Raw genomic sequence first — 12,836 nt, forward strand, 5'->3', positions numbered from 1 at the left:
TCAAGCGCGAGTGACAAGTTCAAACGCAAATTCAAACTCAAGTTCAAACGCAAATTCAAGTACGACCCGGAACGCAGGAACTAAATTGAATATTGAACCCTCGCCCTGAGCGAAATCGAGGATTGAACCTTCCCTGCCACTGCCAACTGCTCACTGCTTACCGATTACTGTTTCCGATGCGCCAACACCACAGGTGGCTGCCCATTAAAGGGGTTGTGCATTCGGCCAATGGTTTTTGCCCCTAGGCCCGCGGCACGGATAACGCTTTTATCGCCATAACGTTCCCGAATGGTATCCAGGGCATTGTACAGGTTTAGTATTTCCTCGGTATCATCGAACAGATTGATCTGATAGTTACCACTTACCAAATGGCTGAAACGAATCCCTATCAATCGCACCAGCAACCGCCGATTATACAACGCCTTGAACAATTCCAGGATTTTAGGGATCAGAATATGGTCGGCACTGGTGTAAGGAATGCGCAACTGCTTGGAATACGTATTGAAATCGGAATAACGGATCTTCACCGAGATACAGGCCGTGAGCTTCTCCCCTCGGCGCAGTTGGTACGCTAAATTCTCGGTCATGGCGATTAAAACCCCCTTTAACTTGTGTACATCGATAGTATCGCGATCAAAGGTGCGCTCGGTCGAAATCGACTTCCGCTCACAAAAGGGGATAACGGGGGTATTGTCCATTCCATTGGCGCGTTTCCAGATGACGGTGCCGTTGGCACCAAGCACACGCTGCATCACTTCCATCGGCATTTCCTGTACGGTACGCACCTGTCGCAGGCCCAGATTCCGAAGGGTCTGGTAGGTCTTATCACCCACCATCGGTATTTTTTTGATGGATAGAGGGGCTAAAAAGGGTTTTTCCCAACCTTTATCGACCTTTAACTGATTGTTGGGCTTTGCCTCATTGGTGGCGACCTTGGAAACCACCTTATTGACCGATAACCCAAAGGAAATCGGGAGGCCGGTCTCGTTTATAATCTTTTGTCGTAGCTCGGTCGCATACTTGTAAGCCCCAAAAAAGCGGTCCATTCCCGACAGATCGGCATAGAACTCGTCGATACTCGATTTCTCGAAGAGGGGCACTTTTTCCTTGATAATTTCAGTGACTACATCGGAGTATTGGCTATAAGTACCCGCATTGCCACGAATGACCACTGCTTCGGGACAGAGTTCCCGGGCCATCTTCATGGGCATGCCCGAGTGCACTCCAAAGCCTCGGGTCTCGTAACTACAGGCCGCTACGACCCCACGATCGCCCGTGCCGCCGACCAATAAAGGCCTATTTTGTAGTTCACGGTTCAGCTGCCGCTCCACGGATACATAAAACGTATCCAAATCGATATGTAAGATGGTTTTGGTCATTGCTAGCCTAAAAAGGATAGCAAATGCGAATTCATCGGCTATCCAAAAATCGGATAGCTAATATATGGAATATTTCCTATTTTTTGGAATATTTCCAATATATAAAATCATAAAAAGCCCTCGGATTGTACCGAAGGCCTTTCATGATGGTCAAGGTACGATGTGCCACTTGGCAATCATCCTTTTATGTAACCCATATGACAAGTAGCTGTACGAGACGTCCCTAATCAAATGCAAAACCGGTCAACATTCTAAATAGCAACGCATACAGTCCTACGCCTACCAGGACAAAACTAAACCATGCGAATGCTTTCATATAGTTTTTGAGTAGGTAATGTCCCAAATTCCTAAATCCTTCCAAATAAATTTCCCTAATAAGTAATGTCGTTTTCATATCCTTTTCATTTAATCGTTACACATATCCATTGGATACCAAGAGTTGTGCTAGGATTAAAATCGGGCTTAAATATTGGTCAAAGACATCAAAAAACCGGACAAACTACTTCTTTTCCCGAAAAGAACAACCTAATCGCCATTGCTCTAAAAAACGTGTTTTCATACATTTCATACCATTTTCGGAAAAGCACGGGTGATTTAGTTCGAGGTATGAATAAGGAACGTGCTATCAAATTTCGGAGAAACGAAAAGACCCCATCCCTAAAAACGGAACGAAGCCTTCCCAAACAAACTAACTCAAACTAACTAAACACTTCTGCCATTGGCAGTACCGAAACATTTTCTTTTTCAATTTCCCCTATAGTACGACGGTCCAAACACCCCATTTTGAGCTACTACCAAAGGTATCAATGTATACTGATACCGAAAACTATTGTTAAGCCACAGTACCTCCCCGGTATTGGCATCCATACTTAATAGTCCAACGTTGTTATCGGTATCATCGGTGCGATTGAAATCGTGCCCGTGAAAAAACAAGCGTCCGTTCGCATAAACAGGACTGTGGTCGATAGACACGTCATCACGGGACCAAAACCGTTGTCCATCGGACAAACTTACGGCAAAAGGCCTCCCTGATCGGGAAAAAGCAAATTCTGTCGCTTCGTCATATACACCGAATACGACGTTTTCAACTATTAACGGACTCCACAGCCTATCAAAGCCGGTATCTACTTGCCATTGTAGATTTCCTGTATCGGCTCCCAAACAGTATAATTTGGAGGATATACCGTCGTTTAGCGGATTCGCCTGAAATACCACGAGTCCGTTTGAAACGGCCGGGGTGCCCACCGCCTCTGCCTCAAACACCCAAAGGGTCTCCAAAGTAACCGCATCTACCGCATATAAATTTTTGGCAGGTAGGTATAGCGTATTGTTTATAAACAGTGGGGTTCCAGTAATCTCATAGGGCAATTCGATTTTTTCCACTAGATTTCCAGTTTCTTTATCGAGTATGTGCAAGTAGGGAGGCAAATCACTAATAAAGCCCTCATCGGAAAAGAGGTATACTTTATCACCATATACAATGGGTGTATCCGCTTCACTTAGCACGTCATCAAGTTCCCCATCCGGATTTGTTGAATAATACCATTTCACATCGCCCGTATTTTCATCCAGTGCGACCACTACTCCCGTTCCACCGACCGCGTAACAGATACCTTCAAGACAAACAGGTTCGGTTACCCCCAAGCTATTAAAATCGTATTCCAGCATCGGGGTATCCCAAACAAAGCTTCTGTTTTCAAAGTCGATGGCGTTGACCGAATTATCATCCGCCGAGATAAAAATGCGTCCGTTGTCATATTCCGGCATGACCTCCAGTTCTGTGAGGTCTTCAAAGGTGAAGATGACCTCTTCCTCACCGGTCTGGGCATCAACGGTTACTACACTTTCGTCATTGCTGGTAATCAAGAAAGTATTTAGTTCGGGATTACCTGAAACGATACCGGTTTCGCCTCCTGGATCAGGGTTTTCCAGTAGCGCTGTTTCGCCATCTGAATCTTTGGAGCATCCGACGAAAGCAACCGTCGTTAAAATCAACCATAATAGAGGAATACGGGAAACCGAAAATGTCTTTTTCATATTCATTCATTTTAAATTCGCTGGTTCACTACTGTACGATAAAATCAAATACTTCCGACCGGGAGGTATTGCCGGCAGCGTCCTTGGTAATCACTCTCCAAAAATAGGTCTGGCCTGAACCAACGTTGGCATCGATGCTATTTTGGCTCGTAGTACCAAGACTTGTAGCCGGACTCGGGTTTGTATCGAACAGCACTTCGAACCCCACTATGTCATTGTCCACATCACTGCCCTGCCATTCGAGAACGATACTGGTGGTAGCATTTACTGTTTGTCCACGGGTCGGTGCAATCGCCTCGGCAGGAAAGGGCGCATAATTTTCGACGCCGGGTCCTTGGTTGTAGAAACGCCATTTGGCACTGCTAGGGCTCTCATCGGTCCCTTCTTTTTTTGACACAACGAACCATTCGTAGGGTCGACCCCTTTCCAAATCGATGGTCACCTCGTTATTCTGTGAAGTGGTCGTAGCCGATGAATTGCTCTCCAGGTTGCGCAAGTGCAACTCGTAACTATCCACGCTCTCCCCGGCCTCCCATTCAAAGGTGACACTGCTCTGTAGGTCGTTCCGAACAACACCCTCGGTACATTCCGAATTGTTTTCGGGGAATATCAAGGAAACCCCGTCGGGGTCTCCTCCCCCTCCACCTGGCAGTCTGGGTGGGTCGATTTCGGAATCGCCTCCATTGCTCTTCGAACATGCCGTGAAGCTTAGCATTGCCCCAATCAAAATGGTTATTTTCAATAGTTTCATTGCTTTATTATTTTGTAAGTAAATGTTTCACTATTCATTTGTGCCGATAGTAGGTAGGTGCCGCTGGCCAGTTGGTCTACATCGATTTCGATGACCTTGGTATTCGGCACAGCCATTTTTTGCATCACCAGCTGTCCGCTCAACGTATGTAGCTGCAGCCTCGTGGAACCATCGGAAGGAACATCCATCACTAAGGTAATCGTGCCGCTTCGTACCGGGTTTGGATAAATGATCGGTTTATCGGAGAGCGTTAGGGTCTCTTCATGGGTGCCCTGGCACTCCTTATCGGTTTTCACCGTCAGCTTGGTGGCAGATGCACTCAAGGGCAAGGTAATACTGGATTCCTTCGTAACAACGATTTCGTCATTTAAAGCGATCGTATAGGTTTCCCCTCCCGATAGGTCCAAGGTCACTTCTTTTGAATCCAGATTCACCTTTGAGGCCACCGAAAGGGCCTCCGGCTCGTCGACGACTACCTCAAAACAGTTTTCATAGCCTGCCTGACCCTGTACCGTTATGCAGACATTGTAGGTTCCGCCTTCCAAATTTTCAAATAGAATACCGGTATTGAAATTGAAGCTAAGATCCAATCCATTTCCCTCTAGGCTGGCGGTATAGTTCAAGTTTTGCGCTGCATCGATGTGTATGCTCCCGTTGTTGCCGGCCATACAGGACTCGCCTTTGGCCAGCACCCGGAAATTATCGGATGGAAGGGAAAATATCCCGCAGCCGGTAACATCCACCACCGACCCTGCCGGTGTGTTCGGACATTGATCCGCAGTATTGGGCACCCCATCACCATCTTCGTCGTTCGGATCGTTCGGCGCACTGTTCCCCAAGCGTACGGTAAAGTTTTTCGACGATCCATCTTCGGCCGTTACGGTATAGACCACCGGGTTGGTAAAGTCATTGATCGTGACCCCGCTTTGTTGCGAGACTCCTCCGATCGAGACCTGCGACCGTGCCGAATGGGCAAAAGTGGCCACCAAATTGGCAGGATTGATGTTGTTCGGAAGATCAATAGTAATCTCAGTACCCGAAATGACACCTACTGCGGGTGGAGCGGTCACATTGAACCGGAAATCGGTAATTTCCTTCTCGTTACTCAAGGTGCTTCGTGTTCCGACGGTATACCATATGCCCCATTTGCCGTTCGGAATCAATTCACTGGCATTACCGGACGGACTTATTTTATCGGCTGCTATATTGATGACCGCAATGTCCTCATCACCTCCATTAAAGGTGTCGAAAATCATCTTATCATCGTTCTTTGAATAATTGGGAAAACCCAATTTGTTATTGGAGAAGACTGTTTTAATTTCCCCGGTTTCGATATTGGCGGCGATTACGGCATATTCATCGTTCAATTCATCCAAGTAGTCGAAAGCCAATATATTTCCGGAAGTCTTGGAGAACGATGGGTTTCCAATACTGACTCCTTCGGGCAAGTCGGAAAAAATCTTTTGGATGGTACCGTCGCCGAAGGTATTGGTTGCGTTGTCCCAGACTTTCATGGCACCGACATCCCAATATTGGATATCTTGGCCGGTTGGGTTTTCAAGGCGATTCAAGGCATCGTAGATAAGGTATTGGCCTGAATAATCCCATTCCAAGGCGTCGGGATATAGTACTTCCCCAGTCGCTATCCCATCGGCCGAAGTGGGGTTGTACAATTCAAATTCCCTAAAATCACCTCCAACCAAATCAAGGATATATACAACATTCGACTCATCGTTCGGTACTGCCGCAAACTTGGTGGCGTCTTTTGAAAGGGCCACGGCCGCCCAGATGGGTTCTTCGGAAATCACTGTTTCTTCGGGATTGTTGCGGTCGAGGGTAACGGCATTGATCGTATGGTCCTCAGTGACGTAAATGGCCAGACTTCCGTCATCGGCAACACTTGGTTTGCGATAGACCCTGGTAGTCGTTAAGGGGAAGTACTCCGTAGCCTGTGTATCGGAAATGTACAAGGTATTGGGATCGGTGTCCCTGATATCAAGACTCAAAATAAAGTCATCCCCTTCAGCCGCGGGAACATCGTTATCGGTATCGGTCGGGGCACCATCTGTAATCCCGACGGTATCAAACGCATTTCGGATTGCCTGTACCTCTAGAGAATTTGCACCGTGTAAATCCGTGGCTGATTGAATAACCGCCAACCGCAAGTCAATAAACTGTGACGATACGGTCAAATAGGTCTCCAAGGCACGATAATAAATTTGTTCGGCCTTGTCTTTTCCGATATCCGTGGCGACCAGGTAATAAGCCCTATTGGGAATACCGCTGTTGATATGAACCCCTCCGTTGTCCCGATCGCCGGTGTAATATTCCGTCATATCTTTGGGCTGCCAACCCGGTTCGCCCAACTGGGTACGGCCATTGTTTGGATTCTGCATGTCGCGCATCGCACCTGAGGGAAAGTATTGGGTATTGGCAATATCTTCTGCCAACAGCCAGTCGTCGCGATCGATCATCACCCCAAAAATATCGGCAAACGATTCGTTGATCGCACCGGATTGGTAGCGGTACTCCAGATTGGCGGTGTTTTGAATCACCCCATGCGACATTTCATGCCCGCCCACGTCAAGGGCACCGGCAAAAGGTTCAAAAGCGACACGGCCATTACCATAGAACATGGCCCGTCCGTTCCAATAGGCATTTTCCAAGGGTCCGCCATCGTTTGGATCGGCAACGTTGATGAAGGAAATAATAGTCCCTCCCTGTCCGTTAATGGAATTTCGTCCGAACGTGTTCCTAAAGTACTCGTAGGATACATCCGCATTGTAGTGGGCCGATACCGCCGTGGGATTGTTCCAGGTGTTGCTGGTGGACGTCACATGAAAGATCTGCACTCCCTCAAGGGCAGGTTCATTTCGCAAATCTAAGGTCATAATACCTCCAACGGGCCTATCGGGCATTTGTGATTGTGCAGCGTTGAACATCGGCTTCGAGGTATTGACCATGAAATTGGTACCATTGACACTATAGGTATTCAATTGCCTTGTAATGCCATTCAGGTCGGTGCCCGACCCTGTTTCAGGAGGGGAGGCTTCTTCCATAGTCGGTTCCGAATATTCCAACGGATAGGCATGAAATGCACAGGTATGGTAATATTTATCGATGATTTTCCCTGACTGCGCATCCACAAAATACTCCCAACGATCCATAATGTTAGGGTATACCGTTAGATGTCTTACCAATACGTCCTTTCCGTCCATTTGGTAAATCAACAGTTCTTGTTCATGCACGGGGCGACTCATCATCGAACTGTCGATGTCTGCCGAAACCCTTGGCAAGGGTACCCCTAGGTCTTTCTCTACAAGATCCAAAGCATTTGCCTCGGATAATTTCGGCTTTGTGGTCGTCAGTACAGGGGTTGGCCGATTTCTTCCATTTAGGGATCGCACTTGCTTGCCTTTATCAAGATGCAGCACCATCTCGCCCCCATATACCTTGATTCCCTGAAAAACCTGTTGCATCTTTATATGGGTCTGCCCCAATGCATCGGTTTTCTGGGCCGCCAGTACGAATTCACCGGCGGCATCTTCGACCTGAAGTAATCGGCCTACATCGGCCATATATTCCTTGGCAATGACCTCAACGGACTGTCGTGCCACCGATCGGGCTGTTTCTGCACTGGGAACGCTTTGAATAAACAGAGGGAGCCCATTGCCAGATCGCTGCAATACCCGGTGCATATAGCGAGCAGGTGTCTGGTCTACCTGGAAAACGGAGGGCATTTGAAAATTGGTGCGTCCTGTAGATACATACCGTTGCCTCTTTTCGGCCCCTGTTTTTGGATAGTTAAACTTTTTGGGGTTTACCGTTTTGGAGACGATACCCTTTTTATGCCTTTTGTCATCAAAGGTATTTTGGGCTAATACGCCCACGACCGGTAACAAAAAGGAAAGGAGGAGTAAGAAGAGTAGTGTTCTTTTCATAATCGTTATTTTATGGTGGCGACCAGTTTTTTATACAATGTTTTGTAGGATGCCGGAGCCTCGTAATCGTTTGAACCCCATGTAACCCTATGCACTGCATCCCTGTCGACGGACTCCAAAAAATAATAGCGATTGCCGGGATGGTTAACGTCCATTTCAGCAAGTTGCAATTGTACGAGTTCACTAAAGAGTTTCCCTGCTTTTTCCCTACCTACCGAGGGCAGCTCCTCGCTTTCACGAGTGAACGAATTGGTATGGAACAGTTGTCCGTTCTCCAATAATATATAACTGTCCGAGCCCCCGGTGATGCCTCCGCCGCTTCCAAAGACCAATTGTCTTTGGGGTAGATTCCCGAACGTATATTGTTGTGGCTTACAATTATACAAGGATAACAGTAGCAGTAGTTTCAATACGTGTGCTCGTCGCATGGTCTAATCTTAAAAGTTAATGGTGTCAAACTATCGAACCCTATTGGAAAAATGATGTAGGTCACGAATACACCTCTCAACCATTTCACCTTTCCATCATTGAAAACCCCTCTAGCCTCCAAACTGATAGGTAACGGATAGACGTACTACGTTTAACCGACTTTTCAGTCCATTGCTACGGTCGTTCGACAGGTTGGCCACCCCGATACTCCCTGAAAAATCTACATTGAGAGCCTCGAAAAACTGTACTCCCGCGCCAATATTGATACCGCCGTCGAGCGGTTTAAAGAAGTCGGTGCTTTTGTTACCGATATCGATTTTAACATCATTGGATTTTCCTGAGAACATATAAGCCACGTATCCACCACCTAGGCCGTAAAGTCTACCGACATCTCCAAGGTCAAGGATGTAGACCTTTAGGTTGACCGGCAATTCGATAAAGTTGGTCTTGACCTTAAAAAATTCATCGAGGTCGGCACTAAACGACTTTTGTGTAAATAACAAGGCGGGTTCCAGAGCGATGTTGTCCGAAAAGTCGATTTCAAATCCTACCCCCGTGCTAAAGGCAAAACCTGCATCGAACAACTCGGCACTTACGTCTACATCATTGTCTTTTAAGACCCAATTGGAAACCCCCAGACCCGCTTTGATACCCACTTGGGCGGTAGCACTTAAACCGACTAGCGCAATTACCAGTAGCACCGATACTTTGATTGTTTTCTTCATAATAGTTTAGTTAAAATTTAGTGATTGAAATCTGTTCCGATTTTCTGATAGCAAGGTATTTTGAAATGCCCGTTTATGAAATACCCCTTAGGTTGTATTTTTTTCTACTGGTTTTCCAGTATATTGAATTCGAGGTATTTATAGTCCCGTATAGTTGTAGTATATTGGCCATACCAACTGTAAAAAATCGAGCGTAATGCGAATTTTTATTGCTGTTTTCTCAATGCTGTTCATACTTTTCGGCCGGGCCCAAACTGGGCGCGAGAAGCGAATCGACAGTCTTGAAAAGGAGCTCAAAAAAGCAATTCATGACACCACCAAAGTGCTCGTATTTAGCGAAATGGCGCGAGTGTACGGAGGGGTCGATTCCTTGAAGGCATTTCAAAACGGATTCAAAGCCATTCAACTGAGCAAAGATTTGCAATACCTGAAGGGAATGGCCATATCCCATATCGATGTGGCCGGTGTCTATCTCGACTATTTTGACATTGAAAATGCCAAAAAATATTATCGAATCGGAAACGGTTTTGCAGACAAATTGATTGCCAAGGACTCGGCTCGAGACCACGTAAAAATATGGCTCCGAGGAGTCTATAACTTGGGCGTAGCGTATGGGTTCGAAGGTAATGTGGAAAAAGAAATCGAACTGGCGTCAAAAACCATTCCCATTGCCGAGCGTATGGGCGACAAGATGTTTGTGGCCAACGGCAATACGAATCTGGGAATAAAGTACAGCAACCTGGGACTGTACGGCAAGGCCTATGATATGTTTACCTTAAGCCAAAGGCAGTTTCAGGAAATTGGCGGTCCGGAAGACATGGTCTACCACTGTCTCGCCTTTGCCACCTGTTTGGCCAATATGGACTCCTTGCCACGTCTGAAGTCGGTCTTGGACCTGGCCAAGAAAAATCTGGATAAAATACCGAATTCCTTTTATCAAGGAAATTATTACGGCGAACTCGGACTTTACTACGGTGGGATAGGCGAGTACGAAAAAGCCCTGGAGGCGCTCGACCAATCCTACGCCTATTTTGAAAGCAACCCTACCCATTATTATCTTAAGCTCCTTTATCAGCGGTATTCCGACATCCATGAGAAAATGGGGAACTACCAAAAAGCAAAGGACTACATGCTACGATACCTAAACTTCTATGATCGGGAGCATTCCAACAGTGACATCGTAGGGTCTTATTACAGATTGGCCAAGCAAGAGGCAGGCCTTAGTAATTACCGTAAAGCCTACGAATACTTACAATCCTATATCGTTGCCTTTGACAGTATGCGGGTCGGTGAATTGGGAAAGGATATGCAACAATTGGAAATAGAATACAAAACGGCTACCAAGGAAAAAGAAATTCTGGCGTTAAAAAACGAGAAAAACGAGGCTGCCCTAGCACTTGAAAAACGAAAATCACAAGCGTATCTGATGGCGATTATCATAGGCGCCCTTGGTTTCCTGTTGACGATGGGGTATTTGTTTTATCGCTCCAAATTACGAAAGGCCCAAAAAAAAGAGCGGATGCGCGAAGCGGAAGTAGCCCTCCTGAAACAGGAACAACAGAACCAAATATTTTCCGCCATGATCGAGGGGCAGGAAAAAGAACGTAAACGACTGGCCATTGACTTACATGATGGCTTAGGCGGAAGGTTATCGGGGATTAGTCTGAACCTGTCCAAACTCGATAAGGATGAACCGAAAGAGTACCCCAAAAAACAGTTGCGGAAAATGATGAAAGACTTGGACGATTCGTTGACCGAGCTAAGGGGCATCGCACGAAACCTCATGCCCGAGACCCTGGTTAAATTTGGATTACAGGCCGCGCTCAAAGACTATTGTAGTAGTATGACCGGTAAGGACACCAAGGTGATGTTGCAATTTTATGGGAGTGATAAGGGTATCGACCTCAACCAACAAGTAACTATGTACCGCGTTATACAGGAATTGATCAATAATGCCATTAAACACGCCAAGGCCTCCGAAGTCTTGGTCCAGTACATACGTGAAGGCAACCAAATCGACATTACGGTAGAGGACAATGGTATTGGCATGGCCGACCAAAAAATAAAGGAAGAAGGGGGCAAGGGAATGGGCTTGTCGAACCTACAGACCCGCGTGGCCTATTTAAAGGGGGATTTGGATTTTCATAGTGAAGAAAACGAAGGCACTACCGTTAACGTACATATCAATATCGATGCAGCATAAGCCGATAAGCGTCTTAATCGTAGATGATCACCCAATGGTTATCGAGGGTCTCAAAACGCTCTTGAGCGACGACGAAAGGGTGGTGGTAAAAACCCATTTTACCAATGGAAAGGATACGCTCGCCTTTCTGGAAAAGGAAATCGTGGATGTAATTCTACTGGACGTTAACCTACCGGACATCAATGGGGTTGAAATGGTAAAATTGATACTGGACAAACGGGCCACCATACAAATTTTAGGATTAAGTACCTATAGCGAACCCAGCATCATTAATCAGATGATCAAAAACGGGGTCAAGGGCTACTTATTAAAAAATGCGACCTCCGACGAATTGGTCAATGCCATTACGCGGGTGCACCAAGGCGACTTTTACTTCGGGACGGAAGTGCAGAAAATATTGGCCGATTCGGTTACCCAGGAAAAGGTGGATGTGCCGAAACTCACCCGTCGGGAAACCCACATATTGCGATTGATCGCCGAGGGAAAGACTACCAACAACATTGCCGAAGAGCTTTTCATCAGTCCGTTGACGGTTGAGACGCACCGGAGAAACCTCATGCAAAAGATGGAGGTATCCAACGCCGCTTCCCTGATAAAGATCGCGGTGGAAAAAAAATTGATTTAAATTTCGTTCATTTCATGTTAACCTCTCGTACAACATAAACATAAAGCTACATAGAAACCTTAAATGTGTAGTCTTATGAGAACCGTCTTGAATTACCCAATTATTAGTGCTGCGATTGTTATGCTGGTGGTTGTATCCTGTACCCATGAAAATACCGAACCTGTATTTGATTCGACTTCAAATCGAACAAACATAGAGTCCAGGTCTTTTAAAACCGATTTCAATCAGCCTGCCGAGACCGATTTCCACCTTGTGTTAACCAGTATCCAGGCATTGGTCGATTTGGAGTACCCCATCGGGAAGGAAGCCTTTGAAAAATACCTGACCGAAGTGGATGAAATGAATCTCTCCGCAATTTTCGAACATAGTTTTTCGAAAAAAGACTTTCCCCTTCGAGATGTAAAGGAGGCCTTTGAAATTCACTATACCCACAATCCGTTGTTCAAATTCGCTCGGCCTATGCTTCCTGAATTGCCTTTGTTACCCCCCTACCTACCCGATTTTTCGGAACGCCCAAGTGCCTGTGAAGTCTACTACCGGGATTTCAGAGATTCCAATGCCGCGGCCTGCGCATGCGATACCTATCTTGGTTCTCTTGATTCCGGCTTCAACAACTGGCAGGCGCTATTACATGGTATATGGGCAGGCAGGCAATACGTAGACACCGGTGACTGCCCGTAGACCCCCTGTCTAAACTTTTCATTCTTGGTTAAATCAACCCAACAACTGTACAGAGGGGAGGGGAA

10 protein-coding genes are annotated in these 12,836 nt (G+C 46.4%); 3 read left to right on the forward strand and 7 right to left on the reverse strand.

The annotated features are described in order from the left end of the window. Positions 1-164 precede the first annotated feature (164 nt). The 7 genes from dinB to FK220_RS04365 form a co-directional block, all read right to left on the reverse strand. Positions 165-1,379 (reverse strand): DNA polymerase IV, encoded by a 1,215-nt coding sequence (gene dinB, locus FK220_RS04335; RefSeq protein WP_152573040.1) that lies wholly within the window; start codon positions 1,377-1,379, stop codon positions 165-167. A gap of 223 nt (positions 1,380-1,602) precedes the next feature. After that, entirely contained in the window at positions 1,603-1,773 is a 171-nt protein-coding gene (locus tag FK220_RS04340; protein WP_166204757.1) for a DUF6747 family protein, read from the reverse strand. Positions 1,774-2,123: 350 nt separating this feature from the next. Continuing rightward, positions 2,124-3,416, reverse strand: coding sequence for an outer membrane protein assembly factor BamB family protein (locus FK220_RS04345; RefSeq protein WP_166204759.1), 1,293 nt, complete (start codon positions 3,414-3,416; stop codon positions 2,124-2,126). Between the two features lie 28 nt (positions 3,417-3,444). Then, positions 3,445-4,167 carry a fibronectin type III domain-containing protein gene (locus tag FK220_RS04350; RefSeq protein WP_152573042.1) on the reverse strand — a complete coding sequence of 241 codons (723 nt, stop codon included), beginning with the start codon at positions 4,165-4,167 and terminating at the stop codon, positions 3,445-3,447. Beyond that, on the reverse strand, positions 4,164-8,108 hold the full coding sequence (locus tag FK220_RS04355) for a M4 family metallopeptidase (protein WP_152573043.1): 3,945 nt from the start codon (positions 8,106-8,108) through the stop codon (positions 4,164-4,166). Before FK220_RS04355 ends, FK220_RS04350 begins: the two co-directional genes overlap by 4 nt. Before the next feature lie 5 nt (positions 8,109-8,113). Next, positions 8,114-8,536: a hypothetical protein gene (locus tag FK220_RS04360; RefSeq protein WP_152573044.1), complete on the reverse strand. Its 423-nt coding sequence runs from the start codon at positions 8,534-8,536 to the stop codon at positions 8,114-8,116. A gap of 111 nt (positions 8,537-8,647) precedes the next feature. Next, positions 8,648-9,262 carry a porin family protein gene (locus FK220_RS04365; RefSeq protein WP_152573045.1) on the reverse strand — a complete coding sequence of 205 codons (615 nt, stop codon included), beginning with the start codon at positions 9,260-9,262 and terminating at the stop codon, positions 8,648-8,650. 196 nt (positions 9,263-9,458) lie between these two features. Between FK220_RS04365 and FK220_RS04370 the strand changes: the two genes are divergently transcribed. From FK220_RS04370 to FK220_RS04380, 3 genes are all read left to right on the forward strand, one after another. Then, positions 9,459-11,465 (forward strand): tetratricopeptide repeat-containing sensor histidine kinase, encoded by a 2,007-nt coding sequence (locus FK220_RS04370; RefSeq protein ID WP_152573046.1) that lies wholly within the window; start codon positions 9,459-9,461, stop codon positions 11,463-11,465. After that, positions 11,455-12,090 (forward strand): response regulator, encoded by a 636-nt coding sequence (locus tag FK220_RS04375; RefSeq protein WP_152573047.1) that lies wholly within the window; start codon positions 11,455-11,457, stop codon positions 12,088-12,090. The genes FK220_RS04370 and FK220_RS04375 overlap by 11 nt, the downstream gene beginning before the upstream one ends. Positions 12,091-12,165: 75 nt before the next feature. Beyond that, positions 12,166-12,771, forward strand: a complete 606-nt coding sequence (locus FK220_RS04380; protein WP_152573048.1) for a hypothetical protein — start codon at positions 12,166-12,168, stop codon at positions 12,769-12,771. The last annotated feature ends 65 nt before the right edge of the window (positions 12,772-12,836 follow it).

Origin of the sequence: Pelagihabitans pacificus (genome assembly GCF_009371985.2) — a bacterium.
Taxonomy (GTDB): domain Bacteria; phylum Bacteroidota; class Bacteroidia; order Flavobacteriales; family Flavobacteriaceae; genus Pelagihabitans; species Pelagihabitans pacificus.

Coding starts and splice junctions, on each gene's coding strand:
- FK220_RS04380 (WP_152573048.1), top strand. CDS start 12,166: ATGAGAACCGTCTTGAATTACCCAATTATTAGTGCTGCGATTGTTATG.
- FK220_RS04345 (WP_166204759.1), bottom strand. CDS start 3,416: ATGAAAAAGACATTTTCGGTTTCCCGTATTCCTCTATTATGGTTGATT.
- FK220_RS04375 (WP_152573047.1), top strand. CDS start 11,455: ATGCAGCATAAGCCGATAAGCGTCTTAATCGTAGATGATCACCCAATG.
- dinB (WP_152573040.1), bottom strand. CDS start 1,379: ATGACCAAAACCATCTTACATATCGATTTGGATACGTTTTATGTATCC.
- FK220_RS04370 (WP_152573046.1), top strand. CDS start 9,459: ATGCGAATTTTTATTGCTGTTTTCTCAATGCTGTTCATACTTTTCGGC.
- FK220_RS04340 (WP_166204757.1), bottom strand. CDS start 1,773: ATGAAAACGACATTACTTATTAGGGAAATTTATTTGGAAGGATTTAGG.
- FK220_RS04350 (WP_152573042.1), bottom strand. CDS start 4,167: ATGAAACTATTGAAAATAACCATTTTGATTGGGGCAATGCTAAGCTTC.
- FK220_RS04365 (WP_152573045.1), bottom strand. CDS start 9,262: ATGAAGAAAACAATCAAAGTATCGGTGCTACTGGTAATTGCGCTAGTC.
- FK220_RS04360 (WP_152573044.1), bottom strand. CDS start 8,536: ATGCGACGAGCACACGTATTGAAACTACTGCTACTGTTATCCTTGTAT.
- FK220_RS04355 (WP_152573043.1), bottom strand. CDS start 8,108: ATGAAAAGAACACTACTCTTCTTACTCCTCCTTTCCTTTTTGTTACCG.